Annotated in this window: 22 protein-coding genes; 5 read left to right on the plus strand and 17 right to left on the minus strand. The window is 68.6% G+C overall.

The features are described 5' to 3' along the window. Positions 1–121 precede the first annotated feature (121 nt). The 11 genes from ctaD to U5817_RS20710 form a co-directional block, all read right to left on the minus strand. Positions 122–1,699: a cytochrome c oxidase subunit I gene (ctaD, locus tag U5817_RS20660; protein WP_169126630.1), complete on the minus strand. Its 1,578-nt coding sequence runs from the start codon at positions 1,697–1,699 to the stop codon at positions 122–124. Between the two features lie 65 nt (positions 1,700–1,764). Then, positions 1,765–2,892 carry a cytochrome c oxidase subunit II gene (coxB, locus tag U5817_RS20665; RefSeq protein ID WP_407278655.1) on the minus strand — a complete coding sequence of 376 codons (1,128 nt, stop codon included), beginning with the start codon at positions 2,890–2,892 and terminating at the stop codon, positions 1,765–1,767. A gap of 157 nt (positions 2,893–3,049) precedes the next feature. Next, on the minus strand, positions 3,050–3,469 hold the full coding sequence (locus tag U5817_RS20670) for a nuclear transport factor 2 family protein (protein ID WP_407278656.1): 420 nt from the start codon (positions 3,467–3,469) through the stop codon (positions 3,050–3,052). Beyond that, on the minus strand, positions 3,466–4,254 hold the full coding sequence (locus U5817_RS20675) for an SDR family NAD(P)-dependent oxidoreductase (RefSeq protein ID WP_407278657.1): 789 nt from the start codon (positions 4,252–4,254) through the stop codon (positions 3,466–3,468). The genes U5817_RS20670 and U5817_RS20675 overlap by 4 nt, the downstream gene beginning before the upstream one ends. Beyond that, complete coding sequence (locus U5817_RS20680) at positions 4,241–4,762, minus strand: DUF3833 domain-containing protein (protein ID WP_407281113.1); 522 nt, start codon at positions 4,760–4,762, stop codon at positions 4,241–4,243. Before U5817_RS20680 ends, U5817_RS20675 begins: the two co-directional genes overlap by 14 nt. Further along, positions 4,762–6,033 carry an MFS transporter gene (locus tag U5817_RS20685; RefSeq protein ID WP_407278658.1) on the minus strand — a complete coding sequence of 424 codons (1,272 nt, stop codon included), beginning with the start codon at positions 6,031–6,033 and terminating at the stop codon, positions 4,762–4,764. The genes U5817_RS20680 and U5817_RS20685 overlap by 1 nt, the downstream gene beginning before the upstream one ends. Next, positions 6,023–6,607 carry a chalcone isomerase family protein gene (locus tag U5817_RS20690; RefSeq protein WP_407278659.1) on the minus strand — a complete coding sequence of 195 codons (585 nt, stop codon included), beginning with the start codon at positions 6,605–6,607 and terminating at the stop codon, positions 6,023–6,025. The genes U5817_RS20685 and U5817_RS20690 overlap by 11 nt, the downstream gene beginning before the upstream one ends. Then, entirely contained in the window at positions 6,576–7,796 is a 1,221-nt protein-coding gene (locus U5817_RS20695; protein ID WP_407278660.1) for a class I SAM-dependent methyltransferase, read from the minus strand. The genes U5817_RS20690 and U5817_RS20695 overlap by 32 nt, the downstream gene beginning before the upstream one ends. Beyond that, positions 7,793–8,575: a DUF1365 domain-containing protein gene (locus U5817_RS20700; protein WP_407278661.1), complete on the minus strand. Its 783-nt coding sequence runs from the start codon at positions 8,573–8,575 to the stop codon at positions 7,793–7,795. The genes U5817_RS20695 and U5817_RS20700 overlap by 4 nt, the downstream gene beginning before the upstream one ends. Continuing rightward, a complete protein-coding gene (locus U5817_RS20705) occupies positions 8,572–9,918 on the minus strand; it encodes an NAD(P)/FAD-dependent oxidoreductase (RefSeq protein WP_407278662.1) in 1,347 nt (448 codons plus the stop codon). Before U5817_RS20705 ends, U5817_RS20700 begins: the two co-directional genes overlap by 4 nt. Further along, complete coding sequence (locus tag U5817_RS20710; protein ID WP_169126648.1) at positions 9,915–10,160, minus strand: hypothetical protein; 246 nt, start codon at positions 10,158–10,160, stop codon at positions 9,915–9,917. Before U5817_RS20710 ends, U5817_RS20705 begins: the two co-directional genes overlap by 4 nt. 77 nt (positions 10,161–10,237) lie before the next feature. Here U5817_RS20710 and U5817_RS20715 point away from each other — a divergent pair, with 77 nt between their 5' ends. Beyond that, positions 10,238–11,155: a MerR family transcriptional regulator gene (locus U5817_RS20715; RefSeq protein ID WP_407278663.1), complete on the plus strand. Its 918-nt coding sequence runs from the start codon at positions 10,238–10,240 to the stop codon at positions 11,153–11,155. 86 nt (positions 11,156–11,241) lie between these two features. Beyond that, the gene (rfaE2, locus tag U5817_RS20720; RefSeq protein WP_407278664.1) at positions 11,242–11,730 is read left to right on the plus strand and encodes a D-glycero-beta-D-manno-heptose 1-phosphate adenylyltransferase; all 489 of its coding nucleotides are present in this window, start codon (positions 11,242–11,244) and stop codon (positions 11,728–11,730) included. A 15-nt stretch (positions 11,731–11,745) separates the two neighbouring features. On the opposite strand, the gene U5817_RS20725 is transcribed toward rfaE2, so the two are convergent. The 3 genes from U5817_RS20725 to U5817_RS20735 all read right to left on the minus strand — a co-directional run bounded on the left by U5817_RS20725 (position 11,746) and on the right by U5817_RS20735 (position 16,349). After that, positions 11,746–13,740: an ATP-binding protein gene (locus tag U5817_RS20725; RefSeq protein WP_407278665.1), complete on the minus strand. Its 1,995-nt coding sequence runs from the start codon at positions 13,738–13,740 to the stop codon at positions 11,746–11,748. Between the two features lie 91 nt (positions 13,741–13,831). Then, positions 13,832–16,066: a bifunctional diguanylate cyclase/phosphodiesterase gene (locus tag U5817_RS20730; RefSeq protein WP_169126656.1), complete on the minus strand. Its 2,235-nt coding sequence runs from the start codon at positions 16,064–16,066 to the stop codon at positions 13,832–13,834. Positions 16,067–16,076: 10 nt separating this feature from the next. Then, the gene (locus tag U5817_RS20735) at positions 16,077–16,349 is read right to left on the minus strand and encodes a hypothetical protein (protein WP_169126658.1); all 273 of its coding nucleotides are present in this window, start codon (positions 16,347–16,349) and stop codon (positions 16,077–16,079) included. Between the two features lie 179 nt (positions 16,350–16,528). On the opposite strand from U5817_RS20735, the gene recQ reads away from it, so the two are divergent. Continuing rightward, complete coding sequence (gene recQ, locus U5817_RS20740) at positions 16,529–18,358, plus strand: DNA helicase RecQ (RefSeq protein WP_407278666.1); 1,830 nt, start codon at positions 16,529–16,531, stop codon at positions 18,356–18,358. Positions 18,359–18,371: 13 nt separating this feature from the next. Here recQ and U5817_RS20745 read toward each other — a convergent pair whose 3' ends face one another. Next, entirely contained in the window at positions 18,372–18,974 is a 603-nt protein-coding gene (locus U5817_RS20745) for an EAL and HDOD domain-containing protein (RefSeq protein ID WP_169126662.1), read from the minus strand. Positions 18,975–19,300: 326 nt separating this feature from the next. Between U5817_RS20745 and U5817_RS20750 the strand changes: the two genes are divergently transcribed. Next, the gene (locus U5817_RS20750) at positions 19,301–19,975 is read left to right on the plus strand and encodes a cytochrome b/b6 domain-containing protein (protein ID WP_169126664.1); all 675 of its coding nucleotides are present in this window, start codon (positions 19,301–19,303) and stop codon (positions 19,973–19,975) included. Positions 19,976–19,988: 13 nt separating this feature from the next. Here U5817_RS20750 and U5817_RS20755 read toward each other — a convergent pair whose 3' ends face one another. Then, on the minus strand, positions 19,989–20,849 hold the full coding sequence (locus U5817_RS20755; protein WP_169126666.1) for a cation diffusion facilitator family transporter: 861 nt from the start codon (positions 20,847–20,849) through the stop codon (positions 19,989–19,991). A 125-nt stretch (positions 20,850–20,974) separates the two neighbouring features. Between U5817_RS20755 and U5817_RS20760 the strand changes: the two genes are divergently transcribed. Beyond that, positions 20,975–21,406, plus strand: a complete 432-nt coding sequence (locus U5817_RS20760; RefSeq protein ID WP_407278667.1) for a YidB family protein — start codon at positions 20,975–20,977, stop codon at positions 21,404–21,406. Between the two features lie 65 nt (positions 21,407–21,471). On the opposite strand, the gene U5817_RS20765 is transcribed toward U5817_RS20760, so the two are convergent. Further along, entirely contained in the window at positions 21,472–22,524 is a 1,053-nt protein-coding gene (locus U5817_RS20765; RefSeq protein WP_407278668.1) for a Glu/Leu/Phe/Val dehydrogenase dimerization domain-containing protein, read from the minus strand. Positions 22,525–22,824: the final 300 nt, after the last annotated feature.

Raw genomic sequence — 22,824 nt, forward strand, 5'->3', positions numbered from 1 at the left:
TATCCGCTCTGCGGGCTGCGGAACTCGCCCTGCGGGCTCAGACAGTCCTCGCCCGCGCCGCGAATACCCGACCCACCGCTCGCGGTGTCGATTGCTGGACGGGGGATCATCCGCTGGCGATTCATCTCACCACCGGCGCTTCTTCGAAAGTGTGGTGCGGCGCGGGCGACGGGACAGTCCATTCCAGCCCTTCGGCGCCCTCCCAGGCACGCGCCGCAGCCTTTTCGCCGCCACGCACGCATTTGACGACGGCGACGAGGAAGATGAGCTGCGACAGCCCGAAGCCGAAGGCGCCGATCGAGGCCAGCATGTTGAAATCGGCAAACTGCAGCGCGTAGTCGGGGATGCGGCGCGGCATGCCGGCGAGCCCGAGGAAATGCATCGGGAAGAAGGTGATGTTGAAGAAGACGATCGAGCACCAGAAGTGCAGCTTGCCGATGCGCTCATCGGGCATGTGACCGGTCCACTTCGGCAGCCAGTAGTAGGCGCCGGCGAAGAGCGCGAAGAGGCTGCCGGCGACGAGGACGTAGTGGAAGTGGGCGACGACGTAATAGGTGTCCTGCACCTGGATGTCGATCGGGGCGATGGCGCAGATGAGGCCGGTGAAGCCGCCCATCGTGAACACGAAGATGAAGCCGACCGCCCACAGCATCGGCGTCTCGAAGCTCATCGAGCCGCGCCACATCGTCGCGACCCAATTGAACACCTTCACGCCGGTGGGCACGGCGATGAGCATGGTCGCGTACATGAAGAAGAGTTGGCCGGCCGCGGGCATGCCGGTGGTGAACATGTGGTGGGCCCACACGCTGAAGGAGAGGATCGCGATCGAGGCGGTGGCGTACACCATCGAGGCGTAGCCGAACAGCGGCTTCCTCGCGAAGGTGGGGATGATCTGGCTGATGATGCCGAAGGCCGGGAGGATCATGATGTAGACCTCCGGGTGGCCGAAGAACCAGAAGATGTGCTGGTACATGACCGGGTCGCCGCCGCCCGCGGCGCTGAAGAAGCTGGTGCCGAAGTGGCGGTCGGTGAGGACCATCGTCACGGCCCCGGCAAGCACCGGCATCACGGCGATGAGCAGGTAGGCGGTGATGAGCCAGGTCCAGCAGAAGAGCGGCATCTTCATCATCGTCATGCCGGGCGCGCGCATGTTGAGGATGGTGACGACGATGTTGATGGCGCCCATGATGGAACTCACGCCCATGATGTGGATCGCGAAGATCGCCAGATCCATGCCCATGCCCATCTGCACCGAGAGCGGTGCGTAGAGCGTCCAGCCCGCCGCGGTGGCGCCGCCGGGGACGAAGAAGGAGCCGATCAGCAGGATCGCGGCCGGCGGCAGCAGCCAGAAGCTCCAGTTGTTCATGCGCGCGAAGGCCATGTCGGAGGCGCCGATCATCAGCGGGATCTGCCAGTTCGCGAAGCCGACGAAGGCCGGCATGATGGCGCCGAACACCATCACGAGGCCGTGCATGGTCGTGAGCTGGTTGAAGAATTCGGGTTGCACGACCTGCAGGCCGGGCTGGAAGAGCTCGGCGCGGATCGTCAGCGCCATCACGCCTCCCGAGAGGAACATGATGAAGCTGAAGACCAGGTACATCGTGCCGATGTCCTTGTGGTTGGTCGTCGTGATCCAGCGCATCAGGCCGGTGGGGCCGTGATGGTCGCCGTGCGCGTGATCGGACATGACTGCCGCCATGCTACCTCCTTGACGAGTCGGACCTTCGGACTGCTTCGCCTGCTTCCGTGTACCTTGACTGACCTCTACTTGCCCTTGGCCGCCGCGATCTGCGCGGGCTGGACGGCTTCATCGGTCTTGTTGCTCCAGCTGTTGCGCGTGTAGGTGATGACGGCGGCGATGTCGGCCTCGGACAGCAGCGCACCGAAGGCCGCCATTGGCGTACCCGGCCGGCCATTGAGCACCACGGCGATCTGCCCGGCCACCTCGCCGAGCACCACCTTCGAACCGTCCAGCGGCGGGAAGGCGGGCGGCAGGCCCTTGCCGTCGGCCTGGTGGCAGGCGACGCAGTTCGCGGCGTAGACCTTCGCGCCATGCTCGACGAGTTCGGCAAGCGTCCATTCGCGCGCACCGGCGCTGGCCGCCGCGGCCATCGCTGCCTGCTGCTCGGCGACCCACTTGCCATAGGCCTCCTGCGACACGACATGCACCTCGATGGGCATGAAGCCGTGGTCCTTGCCGCACAGCTCGGCGCAGTTGCCGCGATAGATGCCTTCCTTGTCGGCGCGGAACCAGGCGTCGCGGATGAAGCCGGGGATGGCGTCCTGTTTGACGCCGAAGGCGGGCAGCCACCAGGCGTGGATGACGTCCGCCGCGGTCGTCAGCACCCGGATCTTCTTGCCGACCGGCACGACGACGGGGTTGTCGACCTCGACCAGGTAGTGCTCTCCCTTGGCCGTCTTTCCGTCGATCTGCTCGCGCGACGTCGACAGGTTAGAGACGAAGCGGATGCCCTGCCCTTCGCCCTGCAGGTAGTCGTAGCCCCATTTCCACTGGTAGCCGGTGGCCTTGATGGTGATGTCGGGATCGCGCGTGTCCTTCATCTCCAGCACGGTCTTCGTCGCCGGCCAGGCCATGCCGAGCAGGATGAGGACGGGGATCACGGTCCAGGCGATCTCGACCGCAGTGTTCTCGTGGAAGTGGGCGGCGATCGCGCCCTTCGACTTGCGGTGGTGGACCACCGCCCAGAACATCACGCCGAAGACGATCACGAAGATGAACAGGCAGATCAGCAACATGAGCGTATGCATGTCGTAGATCTGCGCGGCGATGCCGGTGGCAGGGGGTTGGAGGTTGTAGCGGCTTTGGGCCAGGAGGGCCGGCGACGCGAGCAGCAGGAATACGGCTAGTGCATGACGACCGGCAAGACCCATGTCCCTACCCCCATCGAATGCGGCGGCTCGGCGAGCCGTATTTCAGCGAATACGAATTGATGATGCCATAGCGGGATCGCCGGTCGCAATACAACTTTTGAGATTTGTCAATATGCTGCAGCGCACGATGTGATAAATGCCCGCCCCGCAGCAGCCCTCAATGTGCGGATAGGCGGCGACGCAGAGCGCGCAGGACGGCCCCGACGACGGGTATATGCTCGTAGAGCTGGCGAGCGGGGTCCCAGTGGTCGATGTGTTCGACGACCCGCCCTTCGGCATCGAAGCGCAGGTGCGTGACACCGACGATCTCGCGCCGCGCGGAGGCCGCGCCGAAGCGGAAGGTCCAGGCCAGCATGGCCTCGCGGTCGTGCGCGAGACAGCTCGTCACCTCGAAGCATGGCGCGTCGACCGCGGCGAACATGTGGCGGAAGATGCGCGCGATCGCTTCCACGCCGGTGACGTCATTGAAGGGATCGACGAAGCGTGCGCCGGGCGCGTACAGGTCGGCGAGGCGCGCGAGCGACTGCGGCGTGAGCGTCGCATAGAAGTCGGCGAGCCGTTCGGCGCAAGGCGTCATGCGCCCGTCGCCCGCCGCACGAGCGGGAAGGACAGCCCGTAGGGCAGGATGCGCAGCAGCTTCATGATGCTCGTGAAACGGCGCGGGAAGTGGGTCTCGAAGTCGCCGCGCGCGAATCCGGCAACGATTTCGGCCGCCGCGTCCTCGGGCTGGATCAGGGCCGGCATCGCGAAGCGGTTCTGCGCCGTGAGCCGTGTGGCGACGAAGCCGGGGCTGACGAGGTGGACGGCGACGCCGCGCGGGGCGAGGTCGAGATACAGGGACTCGGCGAAATTGACCAGCGCGGCCTTCGACGGGCCGTAGGCCGCCGCCTGGGGCAGTCCGTGGTAGGCCGCGACGCTGCCGACGATCGCGATCGCACCGCGTCCCTGGGCAAGGAGGGTCGGCACGACGCTGGTCGCGCCGTCGATGACCCCGAGGAGGTTCACCGCCAGGGTCGACCTCACCGCATCCGGCTCGAGTTCCCACGCGCGCATCGGCTGGTAGGTGCCGGCGTTGAGGATCACCACATCGATGCCGCCCCAGGCGGCGAGAACGGGGTCGCGCACGCGCGCGAATTCCGCCACGCCGCGCGTGACGTCCATCGGCAGCGCCAGACTGCCGGGGCAGTCCGCGGCAAGCGCCACGAGCCGCTCCTCATCGCGCGCCGAGAGCGCGAGCCGTGCGCCGCGCGCGGCCAGGGTGCGCGCGAGCGCCGCGCCGATGCCCGTCGAAGCGCCGACCAGCCAGACGCGCACGCCTCGCCAGTCCCGCAGCGGCGGATTGAGCGGCTCAAGGATGCGCATCGCGTTTCACGAACGACAGCGTGACCTCGCCGAGACGCACGCCGAACTTGCTCATCACCGAGCGGTTCAGCATCACACGCTCGTCCATCAGGAACATCCAGTCGTCGAAATCGACGTGCCATACCCGTTCGCCGACCGGCAACGCCAGCACGTAGCGCCAGCGCAGCGCGTTGCCGCGCGCCTCGCCCTGCGCCTCGCCGACCACATCGGCCGCGACGCCCGCGTAGCGCTGCGCGTCGTGCCGCGTGATCGTCCACACGCGCCGCTGGGTGGTGCCGTCGGAATAGGTGAAGCGCTCGTCGAGCGTGCCGACCTCGCCTCGCCAGCTCGCCTCGATCAGCACATGGAAGCGCTTCACGACCTTGCCCGAGCGGTCCTGGAACATGCCGTAGGCGTCGAGCGTGCCATTGAAATAACTGCGCAGATCGAGCGCCGGCGTCTCGGCGGCGTAGTCCTGCACTTCGATGCCGGCACAGCCGGCAATCCCCGTGGCCATCGCCAGGGTCATCAGCATCCGGCGCATGGCCGCTCCTCCTCCACAACAAGATCGCGCCGGCAGCACCACAGCAGGGTCGCCGCGAGCGCCTTCAGGGCCACCGGCAGCAGCGCATACACGCCCGCGAGCGCCGCCAGTGCGTCGGCGTCCCGGGTGCCGGGCGCGTAGCCCAGCCGGTCCAGCAGCGGCAAGGCGAGGCCCGCCGCCAGCGCGAGGTTCGCCTTCGCGACGAGGTTCCACCAGCCGAACCAGGCGCCCGCGCGCGGGCCGGCCGAACGCTCGCGCGCGAGCAGGTCCGCGAGCATGGCGGCCGGCAGGGCGAGATCCGCCCCCAGGGCCACGCCCGAAAGCACGCAGATCAGCGCGAAGCGGCCCACGTCGCCGGCGCCGAGCGTGCCGGCCCAGGCGAACACCGCCATCGCCAGCAGCATGCCGATCAGCCAGGCCCGGAGCTTGCCGAGCGCAGTGGCGCACCGTACCCACAGCGGCATGCTCGCGGCCCCGGCGAGGAAATACAGGGCCAGGAACAGGCCGGCGGCGGACTCGGCCTGCAGCACGTCGGAGACGAAGAACAGCACCGTCGCGGCGGGAATCGCGGCGGCGATGCCGTTGGCCGCGAACACCACCAGCAGTCGCACGAAGGACCGGCAGGCAAGCGCGTCACGCAGGGCCGAGCGCAGCGTCACGGCGGCGCCGGCGGTCTTCGCCGCCGCCGGCGCAAAATACAGGGTGAGGCCCGCGCCGAGGGCAAGCACGACGAGGAATACCCAGCCGAGCTGCGCGGCGCCGCCGACGGAGTCCTTGCCGAGCAACGAGGGCAAAGCGGCCGCGAGCACGACGCCCGCCAGCGCGAAGCCCTCGCGGCTGGCGACGAGGCGCGTGCGCGCGTCCGGCGTGTGCGCCAGCTCCGCCCCCCAGGCGGCATAGTTGATGGTGGCGAGGGAATAGCCAAAGGTGACGAGCAGCAGCGACACCGCCAGCCACGCGAGGCCTGCGTCCTGCGGCGGGCCGAACAGCGCAAGGAATCCCGCGGCCAGTGGCGGCAGGGCTGCAAAGATCCACGCACGCCGCGCAACGAAGCGGTCGCTCGCCCAACCGATGAGCGGATCGGTGATCGCATCGACGACGCGCACCGCCAGCAGGACGGCGCCGACCGCCGCAAGCGGGAGCCCCAGACCATCGGCGTAGAGCTTGGGCGCGTGCACGTAGATCGGCAGTGCCGCGAAGGCCAGCGGCAGGCCGAGGACGCCGTAGGCCAGGGCCGGCTCGCGCTCAACCTTCATCGTCGATCCCCAGCAGGCGCGCACGCAAGCCGGGCTCGCGCGTGCGCGGATCCAGCCAGATCGCGAAGAACGCGGTCGCAAAAGCGGCATCACGCAATTCGGCGGTCGGCGCGCCGCGATGGTAGAACACCACCCTGCCGTCGGGCTGCGCCAGGCCGACGATGGTGTCGCCAGCCTCGACCGACGGAAAGGCCCTTTCCAGCAGCGGGCGCCAGCGCTCGCGCCGCGCAGCGTCCGCGAGCCCGAGACGCTCCATCTCGTCGAGGCTGGCTTCCACCAGGCGCTCGCTGCGAATGGAGCGCGCGTAGCGGATCTCCAGGGCGAAGGGCTGCTCCGCCCGCCACGGCTCGGCGCCGCGCGTCCACAGACTGGCATCGTAGAGCGGAAGGCCGAACCAGCGCATGGTCCCCTGCCCCACCACGCCCCAGCCGCCGAGCCCGGGGGCGGGGAGCTCGCGCTCGCCCGCGCTTGCGTGGGCGCCCCCCAGCATGCACGCGAGCGCGAGACCGCCGGCCAGCAGCAGAGCCCGCACGCCCGCGCGCTCAGGGATGGGCAAATTCGAAGTGATGGACATCGATATCGCCCGCGAGGAAGCCCGCCTCGCAATACGCGAGATAGAAGCGCCACAGGCGCAGGAAGCGCGCGTCGAACCCCTGCGCCGCAACATCGGCATGCCTCGCGTCGAAGCGCACGCGCCAGTGCTCGAGCGTGCGCGCGTAGTCGCGGCCGAAGGCGAAATCGCCGACCGGCGCGAGCCCGACCGCTTCGGCCTGGCGGCGCATGATGGCTGGCGTCGGCAGCATTCCGCCGGGGAAGACGTAGCGCTGGATGAAATCCGTTCCCCGCCGGTAGCGCGGAAACAGCGCCTCGTCGATCGTGATCGCCTGCACCACGCAGCGGCCGCCGCGCCGCAGGCGGCGCGCGAGCGTGGCGAAATAGGTCGGCCAGAAGCGCTCCCCGACTGCTTCGATCATTTCGATCGACACGACGTGATCGTATTCCCCCAGCACATCGCGGTAGTCGCACAACGCGAAGGTGGCGCGGTCGGCAAATCCTTCGCGCTCGGCGCGGGCGCGCGCATGGGCGAGCTGCGCGGGCGAGAGCGTGATGCCGAACACGAGGCAGCCGAACTCCTTGGCCGCAATCTCCGCGAACCCGCCCCAGCCGCAGCCGATCTCGAGGATCGTCTGGCCCGGTTGCGCGCCGAGGCGCTCGAGGATGCGGCGGTACTTGCGCCGCTGGGCCTCCTCGAGGGGCTCCGCGGCATCGGCGAACACCGCGGCGGAATAGCTCATCGTGGCATCGAGCCAGAGCGCGTAGAAGTCATTGCCGAGATCGTAGTGCGCCTCGATGTTGCGACGCGCCCCGCTGCGCGTGTTCGCGCGCAGCGCGTGCCACAGACGGTAGCCCGCCAGCGGCAGCAGGCGGCCATACACCGCGCGCCCCAGCCGTTCGCGGTTTTGCGCCAGCAGCGTCAGCAACGCGGTGAGGTCGTCGGCGTCCCAGAGTCCCGCGAAATAGCTCTCGCCTAGGCCGATGTCGCCGCGCGCCAGCGTCGCCGCGAAGGTCTCGTGATCCTGCACGTGCCAGTGCGCGCGTACCGGGCCATGCCCGAGTCGCGTGGTCCCGCCGCCGGGCAGTTCGAGCACGAGCGCCCCGCCCTCAAGCGATTCGAGCAGCTCCAGTGCAAGCCGGGTCGCGCGCGGCGTGCGCGCGGGCGACCACACCGTCGGCTTCGCGAGCGTGTTTTCGAGCGGATTCATCGCGTGGTTTCCTCCAGCGGGGGCAGCGGTTTGTGAAAGAAGCGGACCCGTCTCAACCACAGGCGCAGCGCCTGCCGGTGGATGCGCACGACGACGCCCAGGGTCATGAAGGGATAGCGCAGGAGCCAGGCGCACATCGCCCGGCCATCGAGGGGGCGGGCACGGCCGCCCACGGCCGTGCTGAGGCGTCGCTCGCCCCCCTCCCAGTAATCGATCGCCACGGTCGGCGCCGCGCCCGCGGCATGGAAGCGGAAGCGGTACTCGCCCGCCACGGGAAAGAAGGGGGAGACGTGGAACACCTTCATCGCGCGCAGCTCGTCGCCGGCGCGGATGGGCCTGAGGTCGCAGTGATGAACGAGGTAATTGTGATGTTCGCCAAAGGTGTTGCTCACCTCGGCGAGCACGACCCGCAGCGCCCCCGCGCGATCGTGGCAGAACCAGAAGCTCACCGGGTTGAAGAGATGGCCCAGCATGCGCGGCATCGTCTGCAGCACGACCTCGCCGGCGGCGACCTCGCCGAGCCCGTGGCGCTCGAGCAGCGCACGCAGCCACGGCAGCAGCGGCGTGCCGTCACGCGGACCGTGATCGCGGCTGAAGAACGAGAACACGTTCGCGCGCTCGATCCCGAGCAGCGGCACGGCCAGCTCCCCCAGCCGCGACAGGGGCAGGCGGAGAAAGGCGAGCGGATACACGAAACGGTTGCACACCGGCGCGTGGCGCTCGTGAAATACCGTGCCGAAGCACGCCGCGGGCATCAGCGGATCGTGCGCCGCATTCATGCGCCGCAAGCCTCCGCCACCCGCGCGCCCCCGCGCCACGGCACGCTGCCGCCCAGCGCCTCGACGACCGGGACGGCCGACTTGAGGCCATCCTCGTGAAACCCGTAGCCGGTCCATGCGCCCGCAAACCATGTGCGACGCACGCCCTGGATGCCGCCCAACGCGCGCTGCGCCGCGATCGCCGCCGTGTCGAACACCGGATGGGCGTAGTCGAAGCTCGCCAGCACCCGCGCCGGATCCGGTTCGCGCAGGGGATTTAGCGTGACCACCACCGGCGTGTCGAAGGGCAGCGGCTGCAGGCGGTTGATCAGGTAGCTCACCGAAACCGCCCCCATCGCGCGCTCCGCGCTCTCGCCGCCCGGCGCCGCGGCGTAGTTCCACGCCGCCCACACGGCACGCCTGCGCGGCAGCAGGGCGGCATCGGTATGCAGCACCGCGCGATTGGGCTGGTAGCGCACTGCCGAAAGGATCTCGCGCTCGCCGCTCGACGCGTCGGCGCCCAGAATCGCCAGCGCCTGGTCGCTGTGACATGCGAACACCACCTCGTCGAAGCGATCGATACCTTGCGGGGTATGCACCCACACCGCGCGGGCGTCGCGGAACACCCCCAGCACCGGCGTGTCGAGACGCAGGTCGTCGAGCTGCGCGCACATCCGCCGCACGTACTCGCGCCCGCCGCCACGCACCGTGAGCCAGCGCGGGCGGTCGGCGATCTGCAGCAGGCCGTGGTTGTCGCAGAAGCGCACGAAGGTATCGAGCGGATAGTCGAGCATGGTGCGCGTCGGGCAGGACCAGATCGCCGCCGCCATCGGCAGCAGGTACCAGTCGCGGAATTCGCGGCTGTAAGCGTTCGCCCTCAGGTATTCGCCCAGCGCGAGATCGCCTCCGCCACCGCCGCGGGCGAGCCTCGTCGCTGCGCGGTTGAAGCGCAGGATGTCGTTCAGCATGCGCCAGAAGCCCGGCCGTGCCGCATTGCCCGGTTGGGCGAAGAGACTGCGCAGGCTGGTTCCCGACCACTCCAGGTCCGGCTGGGCAAGGCTCACCGAAAAGGACATCTCGGTCTCGACCGCCTCGACGCCGAGCAGGCCGAAGAGCGCGATCAGATTCGGGTAGGTGCGGCGGTTGAACACCAGGAAGCCGGTATCGACCGGATGGGTCACCCCGTCCACCGTCACGTCCACCGTGTTCGTGTGCCCCCCGGCCTGTTTGCCGGCTTCAAAGACCGTAACCTGGTGCTCGCGCGACAGCATCCAGGCGCACGCGAGACCGGAGATCCCCGCCCCGACGACGGCGATGCGCCGCGCCCGCCGCGGCTCCCACGGGAAAGCGTCCCGCATGTTCATGACGAATGTCCCTGCGCCGCAGCCGGAGTGTAATCCCCGCGATGCACGAAGAGCTTGAGTGCAAGCGCCTCATCCACGGCATAATTGTCCTGGACAGAAACAGCAGCAGGCCCGTCAACCGTGGTCGCCGCGCTAGCGCGTGGAACAGTCAGATATGTAAACAATGCAGCGCCTGCAACGACTGTCGCCGCAAGCAGGAGGGAACGCTGCACGAACGATGATTGCAGGGCTTTGGTTTTCATTTTGTCCTGGACAAATTAAGTACACAGCCCTAACTTAGAACCATTCGTCCATCACGTCAAGCTTTTGTCCACGACAAATGAGATCACTTAACGACCAACCGGAAGGACTCGGCATCGCCGCCGTCGAGCGCGACACCGGACTGCCGAAGGACACGCTGCGCGTCTGGGAGCGTCGCTACGGTTTTCCGCGCCCGCTGCGCGACGCCAACGGCGAGCGCGTGTACCCGGCCGAACAGGTGGACAAGCTGCGCCTGATCCGCCGCCTCCTCGACCAGGGCCTGCGCCCCTCGCGCATCGTCGCCGCCACCACCGAGGAGCTCGCGCAGATGCTGGAGGCTGCCCGCGAGGCGGCACCGGCCGCCGCGCCCGCGGACTGGGGCACGCTGCTCGGCCTCATGCACCGCCAGGAGGGCGCGGCCCTGCAGCGCGCGCTGCAGCAGAACCTGCTGAAGAACGGCCTGCAGCGCTTCCTCACCGACACCCTCGTTCCGCTCACCGATGCGGTCGGGCAGGCCTGGCTGAAGGGCGAGTTGAGCGTGGCCGGCGAGCACCTGTACACCGAGCAGGTGCACAACGTGCTACGCGGCGCCATCGCGAACCACGGCGCTCACGGCGGCTCGCCGTCCATCCTGCTCACGACCTTCCCGAACGAACTGCATTCGCTCGGCCTGCTGATGGCCGAAGCGATGTTCGCGCCTGAGGGCGCGCAATGCACCTCGCTCGGCACCCAGACGCCGCTCGCCGACATCGAACGCGCGGCGACGCAGGGCGGCATCGACGTCGTCGCGCTGTCCTTCAGCTCGGCCTACCCCGCGCGCCAGGCGGTCGACGGCCTCAACACGCTGCGCGCGCGCCTGCCCGCCCATATCGCACTGTGGGCCGGCGGCCACGCCATGCGCGAACAGCAGCGCAAGCTGCCCGGAATCCGCGTGATCGCGGACCTGCAGGACGGCATTGCCGCCCTCGCCGAGTGGCGCGCGGGACATCCGGCATGACGCACCGCGCGGCCGATGCGGGGTGCGCGCGCTAGAATCCCGTCTTCCCCGGTCGCACGCGGCCGCCCATTCGCCATCCGGAACCGATGTCCTACCCTCGCCCCGCCTTCGAAGCCAAGATCTGTGCCCCCGACGAGCTGCGCGCCCGCGCCGCATCCCTGTCGCGTCCGCTCGTGTTCACCAACGGTTGTTTCGACATCCTGCACCGCGGGCATGTCACCTACCTCGCGCAGGCCCGCGCGCTGGGCGCGGCGATGGTCGTCGCGCTGAACACCGACGCATCGGTGAAGCGCCTCGGCAAGGGCGACGACCGCCCGGTGAATCCGCTCGAGGACCGCGCTGCCGTCATGGCCGCGCTGGCGTGCGTGGACCTCGTCACGTGGTTCGACGAGGACACGCCGCTGCACCGCATCCTCGAGGCGCGCCCGGAAATCCTCGTCAAGGGTGGCGACTGGCCGGTGGAGCGGATCGTCGGCGCCACGGAAGTGCAGGGCTGGGGCGGCACCGTGCATTCCATCCCGTTCGAGCACGACCGTTCGACGACCGCGCTGCTCGGGCGCATCCGCAGCCTGTAAGGGTCGCCGCGGCGTTCAGGCGACCAGAGGCGCGGCGGTCGCGGCCGCCTGGGTGGTCACCGGTGCGACACGCGGCAGGCGCACCCGCATCGTCGTGCCCTCGCCCGGGCGGCTGTCCACGCTGATCGCGCCGCCGAGCACGTTCGACAGCAGGTTGTGCACGATGTGCAAGCCCAGGCCGCTGCCGCCCTTGCCGAGGCGGGAGGTGAAGAAGGGCTCGAAGATGCGCCCCTGCAGCTCTTCCGGGATGCCGCGTCCGTCGTCCGCCACTTCGAGTTCGATCCAGTCGCCCTCGCCTGCGCGCCCGACGATGCGCACCTCGCCTTCGCTGCGCCCTTCCAGCCCGTGCAGCACCGCGTTGTTGATGAGATTGGCGAGCACCTGGCCGAGCGCCCCCGGATAGCTGTCGAGCCGCAGCGAGGCGTCCACGTCGGTGGCGAGGCGGAAGGGCAGCCGCTTCAGCGAGGGCCGCAAGGTCATGACGATCTCGTCGACGACCTCGCCGAGCGTGAATTCGCGGCGCTGCGCGCTCGACTGATCCACCGCCACCTGCTTGAAGCTGGCGACGAGCGCGGCGGAGCGCTCGAGGTTGCGCTCGATGATCGCATTGGCCGCCTCGGTATCCTCGAGATAGCGCTCCAGGGTGGAGCGGCGCAACCCCGATTCGAGTTCGCGGCGCAGACTGCGCGTGTGGTCGCGTACCGTGTTCGCGGCGATCAGGCTGTTGCCCAGCGGCGTGCCGAGTTCGTGCGCGACCCCCGCGACGAGCGCCCCGAGCGCGGCCATCTTCTCCGACCGCACGAGCTCTTCCTGCGCCCGACGCAGGCTGTCGAGCGCCTCGGAGAGCTCCCCGTTGCTCCGGTGCAACGCCTCCGTGCGTTCCGCGACGCGCGCCTCGAGCGTCTGGTTGAGGTCCTGCAGCGCCGCCTGGCTGGCCACGATCGCCCCCTCGCGCTCGCGGATCGCCTGCCCCATGTGCTGGAAGGCCGCTGCAAGCCGGTTGAACTCGCGCACGCGCGAGGAACGCCACTCCAGGTCGTAACGCCCCCGCTCGACGCCGCGCGCGAAGATCGACAGGTCGCGGAACAGGCGCCCGAAATAGCCCGCCTGGATCGCGGCCCCGATCAGGCCCACGATCCACGCCGTCGCCAGCCCGACGAGCATGATGACCTCGGCCGTGCGCGAAGCGCGGAACGCCTCCGACTGCGGCCGGATCACGAGCACCTGCCAGCCCAGCGGCGACACCGGCACGCTGCTGCCGATCATGTCGATACCATCCACCTTCAGCAGCACCTGGCGGGTGCCGTCCTCGTGCTCGTGATGCACTTCGTGCGGCACGTCGGCGAGCGCCGGCACCGTCCCCGCCTTCAGCCCGGCGGTGTCGCCGAGCAGGGCGCCGCGGCTGTCCAGCAGCAGCGTACGCAGGCCGCCGTCATCCATGACGCCCGCGACCGCATGCAGCAGCGGCCCCGGCGCCAGCTCCCCGAACAACGTCACCCCTGCGTGGCGCACGGCGACGATCGCCAGAGCATCGCCCGCGGACGGCGACAGCACGACATCCGACCAATGCACGCCCGGCGCACGCCGCATCGACGCCAGCAGCGGATGCGCCGAGACGTCGCGTCCGACGAACTCGCCGCGCGAGCGGCGGCGCTCCGGCGACAAGCCCGCGGCGAAGATCCTGCCGCGCTCATCGACCGCATACACGGCGGCGAGGCCGTCATTGCTGTCGACAAGTCGATCCAGCAGCGCCGAAACCGCCTCGGGACTCCACGGGTCGCCCGTCACGAGCACCTGCGAAATCGCACGCACCGCCGCCTCCGGGCGAGTGACCTGCGCCTCGATCTGGGCCGCCACCGCATGCGACAGCTGGTGCTGGCGCAGGGCGGTGTCGCGGTCGATCTGCGGCAGCAGCCAGAATTCCATCAAGCCATAGACGACCGCAAAGGTCAGCGTCGCGACCAGCAGCGAACGCAGGAAGAGCAGCCGGGAAAGGCGGACCGGACGCATCAGGCCGGGCGCACGCGGGATCCGGCAGACGAGTGGCGGCGAGCCGCGCCCGTCATCGCGCACGGGGCATGGCGCGACAGGTCGGGCGCGCTCAGCATCCGCCTTGCGCGCCCGACCCCGACGAGTGCGCGGCCAGCCAGGCGCGCCAGTCCTCGGCGGGCATGGGCCGCGCGAAGTGATAGCCCTGGCCGAGCTGGCAGCCCATGGCCTGCAGACGCCCGGCCTGCTCGGCCTGCTCGATGCCTTCCGCGATCAGCTCGATGCCCAGCCGGTCGCCCAGCCCGCACACGAGGCCCGCGATATCGCCCCCCTTGCCGGCGCCGCCGATGTCGTTGATGAAGGCGCGGTCGATCTTCAGGCGATCGACGTTCATGCGTTGCAATTGGCTCAGCGACGAGAAGCCGGTGCCGAAATCGTCGATGGCGATATCCAGCCCCATCGCCTTGACGCGCCCGAACAGCTCGATCATGCGGTCGCCCTCCCCCATCGCGACCGACTCGGTGATCTCCAGCTCGATCTGCCGTGGCGACACGCCGCTGTCCTCGATTGCGGCACGCAGCCGCCCGAGGAAGTGCGGATCGCGGAACTGGATCACCGAGACGTTGACCGCCATGCGCACCGAAGCGTGGCCGGCCCGCGCCATGCGTGCGGCCTCCTCGCAGGCGCGCCGCAGCACCCACTCGCCGATCGACACGATCAGGCCCGAACGTTCGGCCAGCGGAATGAAGCGATCGGGCGGGATCATCGCCCCGTCGCCGGTGCGCCAGCGCAGCAGGGCCTCGGCCCCGACGCAGCGCCCGGTCGCAAGATCGATCTGCGGCTGGAACACGAGGAAGAGCTCGTTCGCACCGAAGGCGCCGCGCAGGTTGTGCAGCAGATTCACGCGCCCGCGGATCTCCTCGCTGACGCCCCGGTTGTAGCGCGCCACCGAACCGCGCTCGGCCTGCTTGGCGCGCTTGAGGGCCAGGTAGCCATCCTCCAGCGCTTCGCTGCCGTCGCCGCCGACGTCGTCGAGGCGGACGACGCCAACCGTCACCGACACGATGATGCTGTCGCCTTCGACCTCGAGCGGCTCTGAAAAGAGGCCGTCGAGGCAGCTCACGTCGGCGTCGTGCGCACTCCAGAACACCCCAAAGCTGTCGCTGCCGACCCGCGCGACCCGCGCAGCCGGGCCGCAGCCGGCGACGATGCGCGCGGCGACGCCCTTCAGCAGCGCGTCGCCGTAGTGATAACCGAAGGCACCGTTGATCTCGCCGAAGTGGTCGATATCCACCACGGCCAGCACCCCGCGACGGCCCTCGCGCTCGTTCAGGTGGGCGTCGAGCAGTTCGAGCAGCTGCCGGCGGTTGGGCAGGTGCACCAGCGGGTCGAAGTACGAGTATTCATTGAGCCGCTGCACGAGCTCGATGTTGTCGAGGCACACCGACACGTTTGCGCAGAACACCTCGAGCAGGGTCGGATCGAGTTCGTCCGCAGGGTAGCCCGTCTCCACATACGCGGCCAGGTCGCGCCCGGGGCGCGAGCCGAAGTACAGCGCGATGCCTTGCCCCGGCTCGAGGACATTGGTGCGCTGCGTGAGCGCACGCTCGAGGGTCGCGCGGATGCCGGCGTCCTGCAAGGACGCGAGCGGCTGGCGCGACACATGGTCGAAACGTCCGGCCGCCGCGATCACCTCGCACGGCGCGCCGGCATCGCGCCGCGCACACACCAACCCCTCGGGCGGCAGGCCGAGCAGCCCGGCCATCTGCGTGATCACGCCGGCGGCGAATTCGCCCAGCCCCTCGCTGCGCAGCAGCTCCGCGCTGCCGCGCACGATGTGCGCCAGCCCTGTCCGGCTCGCGTTGACGATGCGGATCTGCTGATACGCCCGGATCGCCGCGGTAAGCGCCGCATACAGTCGGGTGCGGGAGAGCTCCGACTTGTTCCTGTAGTCGTTGATGTCGTAGTCGCGGATCGCCTCGAGCTCCGGGGCGTATCCGGGCTGGCCGGTGCGCAGGATGATGCGCACGTCCTGCATGCGGAAGCGGTGGCGGATCTCGTCGACCAGCAGCAGGCCGGCATCCTGGGTTTCCATCACCACGTCGAGCAGGATCACCGCGATGTCGCGCTCCCCGACGAACAGCGCGCGTGCCTCGGCGGCCGAACGGGCGTGCAGGAAGGCGAGCGGACGCCCCAGGATCTCGGTGTTGGCGAGGCTCAGTTCCGTGCTGCGGTGGACATCGTCGTCGTCATCGACGATCGCGACCTTCCAGCACGCTGCAGTGTTGGCCGCTGCGGGCGGCGTTTCCGCTGCGAATTCGAGCAGATCGTCGTCGGGCCGATTCATCTGCGCCAAGTCACCCCTGGATTCCGCGCCGCGACGCATCCACGGAGTTGCGCCAGTCGGACGTGATGCTCTCCTCAAACTGCGGAAACTCGCGATCGTGCTCCAGCAACAGACGCAGGATGGTGCGCGCGTGGTCGCCCGGGAATCCCCGCCGCTGACCGTCGCGCGTGTCGTTCATGAGCCGGTTGATGAACTCGCGACAATCGCGCGTTCCCCACAATTCATCGATCCGCCCGAGGTGAGGGTAGGCCTCGTATAGCTTTGAAACGTCGGTCTTCCGCATGGAATCTCCCGGCCGCGCACAACCTGCAACTTTCGTAATAGTCGAACGATAACACCGTCATCGAACGGCGTCGAATCGGCCTCCGGCGCGCAATAATGCCGTATGCATTGCACTCCCACACCCCAGGCTCGCACCCGCCCGCGCTCCCACCCTGTATCGACAGTGACGGCACCGGTAGAATGACGGCAATGACCGCGCACGCCCCCTCTTCCCCCCTGCACATCCTCGAGCACGTCTTCGGCTACACCGCCTTCCGCGGCGAACAGCAGGCCATCGTCGAGCATGTGACGGCAGGCGGCGACGCGCTGGTGCTGATGCCCACCGGGGGCGGCAAATCGCTGTGCTACCAGGTGCCGGCCCTGTTGCGCGCCGGCACCGCCGTGGTGGTGTCGCCGCTCATCGCACTGATGCAGGACCAGGTGAGCGCGCTGCAGGAAGCGGGCGTGGCGGCAGCCTACCTGAACTCCAGCCAGGCAGCCGACGAATCCGTCACGGTGGAACGCGACCTCGTCGGCGGGCGGCTGGACCTGTTGTACGTGGCGCCGGAACGCCTCCTCACCGGCCGGATGCTGGCGACGCTCGATCGCCTGCACGAGGCCGGCCGCATCGCGCTGTTCGCGATCGACGAGGCGCACTGCGTATCGCAGTGGGGCCATGATTTCCGCCCCGAGTACCTGCAACTGTCGGTGCTGCCGGAGCGCTATCCGGGCGTGCCGCGCATCGCACTGACCGCGACCGCCGACGCCGACACGCGCGAGGAGATCGCCCAGCGCCTGGGGCTCGCCACCGCACGCCGATTCATCTCCAGCTTCGACCGGCCGAACATCCGCTACCGCATGGTCGACAAGGACAACCCGCGCAACCAGCTGCTCGCCTTCATCCGCGACGACCACGCGGGCGACGCCGGCATCGTCTATTGCCTGTCGCGGCGCAAGGTCGAGGAGACCGCCGCGTGGCTGGAGGAACAGGGCATCCGCGCCCTCGCCTATCACGCGGGCATGCCCCAGGACGTGCGCGCGGCGAACCAGAGCCGGTTCTTGCGCGAGGACGGGCTGGTGATGTGCGCGACCATCGCCTTCGGCATGGGCATCGACAAGCCCGACGTGCGCTTCGTCGCCCACCTCGACCTGCCGCGCTCGATCGAGGGCTACTATCAGGAAACCGGCCGCGCCGGCCGCGATGGCCTCCCCTCGCAGGCATGGATGGCCTGGGGCGCGCAGGACATCGTGCAGCAACGGCGCATGATCGACGAATCCGAGGGCAGCGAGGACTTCAAGCGCCGCGCCCGCGCCCGGCTCGACGCGCTCGTCGGACTGGTCGAGACCACCGGCTGCCGCCGCCAGCACCTGCTCGCGCACTTCGGCGAGAGCGGCGAGCACTGCGGCAACTGCGACAACTGCCTGGAACCGCCGCGCACCTGGGACGCGACGGATGCCGCGCGCAAGGCGCTGTCGGGCGTATTCCGCACCGGCCAGCGCTTCGGCGCCGGCCACGTCATCGACGTGCTGCGCGGCGAGCTCACCGACAAGGTGCGTGATTGGGAGCACGACAAGGTCAGCACCTTCGGCATCGGCGCCGACCTCGACGAGAAGACCTGGCGCACGCTATTCCGCCAGCTTGTCGCGCGCGGCCTGCTGGCCGTGGACCACGACCGCCACAACGCGCTGACGCTGACCGATCTCGCACGGCCGCTGCTGCGCGGCGAGGCTGAGTTCTCCCTGCGGCTCGCGCCCGAGAAACGGCGCACCAAACGCGCGCGCAGCACCCGCATGGAGATCCTCGACGGCGTGCCGCTCACGCTCTTCGACCGGCTGCGTGCCTGGCGGGCGGCAACGGCCCGCGAACGCAACGTGCCCGCATATGTAATCTTTCACGACGCCACGCTGCGCGAAATCGCGCTCGCGCGGCCGGGCTCCATCGAGGAGCTGGCGCACGTGTCCGGCATCGGCGACCGCAAGCTCGAGGCCTACGGCGCGGCGATCATCGCCGAGATCGCGCGCGAAGTCTGATCCCGCGCGGCTTTCAGGCCGTCAGCAGGGCCGGACGGGCGAAGAAATAACCCTGGAAGAGGTCGAACCCGAGGTTCACGCAATGGCGTGCACGCTCCAGCGTGTCCACCTTTTCCGCCAGCAGCTTGGCCGGATGCAGCCGCAGGCGGTGCACCAGGAGCTCGAGCGCTGCGGGTTCGAGCTGCAGAATGTCAATTTTTACGACATCCACGATGTCCAGCAGCGGCTCCATCTCGCGGCTCACGCCGCAAACGTCGTCGAGGGCGAGGCGGTAGCCGAGGTGCTTCAATTCGGAGCACCGATCCACGACGGCACAATCGACCGTGACGGTTTCCAGCAACTCCAGCACCACGCGGTCACGCGGCAGGCTTTCGATGCGAGCGCTCATCAGCATTTCCGCGTCCACGTTGACGAAGGCCGCACTGCCGCCGATCACGCTGTTCAGGCCCAGTTGGCCGAAGGTACGCGCGATGACCAGGGCCGTCGCCAGGGCATTGTCGGTGACGCGGGCTTCGCCCGAGTCGTCTTCGCGAAAGAGCAGCTCGTAGGCGGCCAGCTTGCGCTGCCGGTCGAAAATCGGCTGGCGGGCGAGAAAGACGTCGTCGCGGGACTTCATGGCTGCCTCCTTCGCGGACCAGGTTCGTGTCCGCAACCATGTCGAGCAATACTCGTGCCTTATTCGAGATAACGCGCGAGCCCGGCGCCAGGCCTACAGCGACCGCAAATTCGCCCCGGTCGCCGGAATCAATTCGGGGCATATTCCCCACCGTTGGTGGGGAAGCCGTCGCCCATGTGCACTTTGCGCAACAGTGCATTGCCAACTTGTTAACGTCCGGATTGACCCGGATCATCCGGGCCCGCCAGCCCGACTGGTAAAATTATGTTTCAGAATCGGTTTTCCATCCCTGCCGCCGCTTGCGGCGACGACGACGCATACACGCCATGAACGACCCCCGCGCAGCCAGCCTGCAGGCCAGCACGATTACCGCACCGACCCGGATCAAGGTCTGGGATATCCTCGTCCGGATCTTCCACTGGACCCTGGTGGTGTCCTTCACGACGGGCTACCTGATCACCGACAAGTTCCCCCTGCATGCCTACGCCGGCTACACGATCTTCACGCTCGTCGTGATCCGCATCATCTGGGGATTCGTCGGCACGAAGTACGCCCGCTTCTCAGCCTTCACCTACAGCCTGAACGAGACCGTGCAGTACCTGCTGTCCGCACTGCGCATGGCCAAGGCACGTGAATATCTCAGCCACAATCCCATGGGCGCGCTCATGGTGTACCTGCTGCTGGCGATGCTGCTGTTCAACGCCGTGATCGGCACCATGCTCTATGGCGCACAGCAACTCGAAGGCCCGCTCGCGGACATCGTGCCGACCATGTGGGACGAAAACCTCGAAGTGGTGCACAAGTTCATGGCCAAGGCCCTGCTCACGCTGGCGGGCTTCCACCTCGCCGGCGTGCTGTGGTCGTCGTGGTGGCATCGCCAGAACTACGTGCTCGCGATGTTCACCGGCTACAAGTCAGCCTTCACGCGGCGCGACCACCGCGAAGGCTCAGGCGAGATCTGGACGCCCGAGGAACGCGCCCGCCATCGCGCCGGCCACTGAGCGTCCTCCTGAACTAGTCGGCCGGCTCCACGTGCGTCGTCAGGCGCGCGCCGGCCTGGGCTTCCACCGCCCGCTCCACCTCGTCGGCAAGCGCATGGGCGCGGGCGACCGACCAGTCGCCCGGCAGGCGGACGTCCACGTGCGCGAAGTGCATGGCGCCGGCAACCCGGGTCTTCAGGTTCGCGAAACTGCAGCCCCGCGCCGCGAACGTCGCGAGCACCGCCTCGATGCGTTCGATGTCCTCGGCGGCGAGCGACCGATCCATCAGCCCATCCACCGATCGCTGCATCAGCCCCCAGCCCTCGCGCAGGATGTTCAGCGCAACGGCGGCGGCGATGACCGGGTCCAGCCACACCCAGCCGCTCATGCTCGCGAGCGCGACGCCGACGACGACGCCCGCGGTGGTCCATACGTCGGTCATCAGGTGGCGGGCGTCGGCCTCCAGCGCGAGCGAGCGGTGCGCGCGCCCGACCTGGAAGAGAATGCGCGCGACGACGAAGTTCACCAGGCTGGCCCCGACCGACAGCGCGGTGCCGATACCCAGCGCCCCCAGCGGCTGCGGATGGAGCAGGCGTTCGCCGGCCGCAAACAGGATGGCCAGCGCGGCGATGAAGATCATCACGCCCTCGAAGGCGGCGGAGAAGTACTCGGCCTTGCCGTGGCCATAGGGGTGCCCCGGATCGGCGGGTGCCCGCGCCAGGGACACCATCACCAGCGCGAAGGACGCGCCGGCGAGATTGACCAGCGATTCGAGGGCGTCCGAGAGGTAGCCGACCGAACCGGTGAGCCACCACGCCCCGGTCTTCATGCCGATGGTTGTGATGGCCGCAAAGAGAGAAAGCAGCAGGGCCTGCTGCGGGGTGAGCGTACGCATATTGGCGGGAATGTGAAGATGCCCGCATGTTAAACCACGCGCACGGAGCGCGCCCGGCAATGCTTGCGGAATGGAGCGGAAGGGCAAACAATGGCCTCTCTCTCGCAAACGCCAAGGAGACCGGAATGGGATTGTTGGACGGATTGGCCGGCCAGGTGCTGGGAAGCGTGCTGGGCGACGGACAGCAGCAGGGTGGGCAGGCGCCGGGCGGCGCGCTGCTGCAGATCGCGATGAACCTGCTGCAGAATCAGCCGGGCGGACTCGCGGGCCTGCTGCAGCAGTTCCAGCAGGCCGGGCTCGGCGAGGCGGCGGCGTCGTGGGTCGGTACCGGCAAGAACGCGGCGATCGACGGCAATCAGCTCTCGACCGCGCTCGGCGCCGACACGATCGACGGCATCGCGAATCAGCTCGGCATCCCGCAGCAGGAAGCGGCCGGCGGGCTCGCGGCGCTGCTGCCCCAGCTCATCGACCAGCTCACGCCGCAGGGCCGGCTGCCGGACGACAACGCCTTGTCCGGCGGCCTCGCAGACCTCGCGTCGAAGCTCCTGCGCGGCTAATCCGGCTCATCGTTGCCGGCCCCTCCCCCATCGGAGGGACGGACCGGCATCGAGCGAGCAGCCGGTCAGCGCTTGAAGCGCTCCTCGGCGATCGCGTCGGCGACTTCCCCGGTCGGGCGCTCTTCCTTGCGCGCGCGCGCGAAGATTTCCATCAGGTTGTCGTAGATGCGCTCGATGTGGGCGGTGAGCGCGGCGCGGTCGAAATTGCCGGTACGCTCGTAGTACACGTCGATGATGCCGCCGGCGTTGATGACGTAGTCGGGGGCGTACAGGATGCCCTTGTGCATCAGCGCAAGGCCGTGGCGCGGCTCGGCGAGCTGGTTGTTGGCGGCGCCGGCGACGATCTTCGCCTTGAGCTGCGGCAGCGTCTGGTCGTTGATGATCGCGCCCATCGCGCAGGGGGCGAAGACGTCGACGTCGAGGCCGAAGATCTCTTCCGGCGCGACGACGGTCGCCTCGAACTCCTTGGCGGCGCGCAGCAGCGGTTCGCGATGGATGTCGGTGACCCACAGTTGCGCCCCCGCGGCCTTCAGCTGGCGGGCAAGGTCGAAGCCGACGTTGCCGAGGCCCTGCACGGCGATCTTCAGCCCTTCGAGCGAGTCACGGCCGAGGCGCTCCTTGACCGCAGCCTTGATGCCGACGAAGGTGCCGTAGGCGGTCGCGGGCGAGGGGTCGCCGCTGCGGGTGCCGTTCTCGGAGGGTTTGTCGACGATACCCGCGACGTGCCGGGTGAACTGCGACATGAACTTCATGTCGTCGACGCCGGTGCCGGAGTCTTCCGCTGCAATGTAGCGTCCGTTGACGCGCTCGACGGCCTGGGCGAATGCCGTCAGCAGCTCGGGGGTCTTGTCGGTGCGCGGGTTGCCGATGATCACGGACTTGCCGCCACCGAGCTTGAGGTTGGCCATCGCCGACTTGTAGGTCATGCCGCGCGACAGGCGCAGCACGTCGCGGATCGCTTCCTCTTCGGAGGCATAGGGCCACATGCGGCAGCCACCGAGGGCCGGGCCGAGGTTGGAGTTATGCACCGCGATGATGGCCTTGAGGCCGCTCTTCTCGTCACTGCAGAACACGACCTGTTCGTGGTCGGCGAAATCGCTCAGATTGAAAACGCTCATGATGTCTCCTTCATTGGTCTGGAAAGGGTGCAACGCCCCCTCCGCCACGGCTCGTGGCCGTGGCGGAAGGTTTGCTGCGGGAGGGGGAACTGGTCTTAGTAGTCCGGCAATCGGCTGGTTCGGGCACCTTGTTCCTCCCCCTTCAAGGGGGTGGAGCAGGGGTTTCGGGGAGCACCGCTCCGCGCCTGCGGAACGGCAGAGCGAAGCGGAGACTCCTGGGTTGGGTTGGGGATGGGTTTAGCCAACGTCGCCGAAACCCATCCCCCTCCTAACCTCCCCCTTGAAGGGGGAGGAACACGG

Origin of the sequence: Aromatoleum evansii (genome assembly GCF_045689615.1) — a bacterium.
GTDB lineage: Bacteria > Pseudomonadota > Gammaproteobacteria > Burkholderiales > Rhodocyclaceae > Aromatoleum > Aromatoleum evansii.

What these genes read in the sequence shown, in the direction of transcription:
- ctaD (WP_169126630.1), bottom strand. Translation starts at nt 1,699, where the DNA reads ATGGCGGCAGTCATGTCCGATCACGCGCACGGCGACCATCACGGCCCC.
- coxB (WP_407278655.1), bottom strand. Translation starts at nt 2,892, where the DNA reads ATGGGTCTTGCCGGTCGTCATGCACTAGCCGTATTCCTGCTGCTCGCG.
- U5817_RS20670 (WP_407278656.1), bottom strand. Translation starts at nt 3,469, where the DNA reads ATGACGCCTTGCGCCGAACGGCTCGCCGACTTCTATGCGACGCTCACG.
- U5817_RS20675 (WP_407278657.1), bottom strand. Translation starts at nt 4,254, where the DNA reads ATGCGCATCCTTGAGCCGCTCAATCCGCCGCTGCGGGACTGGCGAGGC.
- U5817_RS20680 (WP_407281113.1), bottom strand. Translation starts at nt 4,762, where the DNA reads ATGACCCTGGCGATGGCCACGGGGATTGCCGGCTGTGCCGGCATCGAA.
- U5817_RS20685 (WP_407278658.1), bottom strand. Translation starts at nt 6,033, where the DNA reads ATGAAGGTTGAGCGCGAGCCGGCCCTGGCCTACGGCGTCCTCGGCCTG.
- U5817_RS20690 (WP_407278659.1), bottom strand. Translation starts at nt 6,607, where the DNA reads ATGTCCATCACTTCGAATTTGCCCATCCCTGAGCGCGCGGGCGTGCGG.
- U5817_RS20695 (WP_407278660.1), bottom strand. Translation starts at nt 7,796, where the DNA reads ATGAATCCGCTCGAAAACACGCTCGCGAAGCCGACGGTGTGGTCGCCC.
- U5817_RS20700 (WP_407278661.1), bottom strand. Translation starts at nt 8,575, where the DNA reads ATGAATGCGGCGCACGATCCGCTGATGCCCGCGGCGTGCTTCGGCACG.
- U5817_RS20705 (WP_407278662.1), bottom strand. Translation starts at nt 9,918, where the DNA reads ATGAACATGCGGGACGCTTTCCCGTGGGAGCCGCGGCGGGCGCGGCGC.
- U5817_RS20710 (WP_169126648.1), bottom strand. Translation starts at nt 10,160, where the DNA reads ATGAAAACCAAAGCCCTGCAATCATCGTTCGTGCAGCGTTCCCTCCTG.
- U5817_RS20715 (WP_407278663.1), top strand. Translation starts at nt 10,238, where the DNA reads ATGAGATCACTTAACGACCAACCGGAAGGACTCGGCATCGCCGCCGTC.
- rfaE2 (WP_407278664.1), top strand. Translation starts at nt 11,242, where the DNA reads ATGTCCTACCCTCGCCCCGCCTTCGAAGCCAAGATCTGTGCCCCCGAC.
- U5817_RS20725 (WP_407278665.1), bottom strand. Translation starts at nt 13,740, where the DNA reads ATGCGTCCGGTCCGCCTTTCCCGGCTGCTCTTCCTGCGTTCGCTGCTG.
- U5817_RS20730 (WP_169126656.1), bottom strand. Translation starts at nt 16,066, where the DNA reads ATGAATCGGCCCGACGACGATCTGCTCGAATTCGCAGCGGAAACGCCG.
- U5817_RS20735 (WP_169126658.1), bottom strand. Translation starts at nt 16,349, where the DNA reads ATGCGGAAGACCGACGTTTCAAAGCTATACGAGGCCTACCCTCACCTC.
- recQ (WP_407278666.1), top strand. Translation starts at nt 16,529, where the DNA reads ATGACGGCAATGACCGCGCACGCCCCCTCTTCCCCCCTGCACATCCTC.
- U5817_RS20745 (WP_169126662.1), bottom strand. Translation starts at nt 18,974, where the DNA reads ATGAAGTCCCGCGACGACGTCTTTCTCGCCCGCCAGCCGATTTTCGAC.
- U5817_RS20750 (WP_169126664.1), top strand. Translation starts at nt 19,301, where the DNA reads ATGAACGACCCCCGCGCAGCCAGCCTGCAGGCCAGCACGATTACCGCA.
- U5817_RS20755 (WP_169126666.1), bottom strand. Translation starts at nt 20,849, where the DNA reads ATGCGTACGCTCACCCCGCAGCAGGCCCTGCTGCTTTCTCTCTTTGCG.
- U5817_RS20760 (WP_407278667.1), top strand. Translation starts at nt 20,975, where the DNA reads ATGGGATTGTTGGACGGATTGGCCGGCCAGGTGCTGGGAAGCGTGCTG.
- U5817_RS20765 (WP_407278668.1), bottom strand. Translation starts at nt 22,524, where the DNA reads ATGAGCGTTTTCAATCTGAGCGATTTCGCCGACCACGAACAGGTCGTG.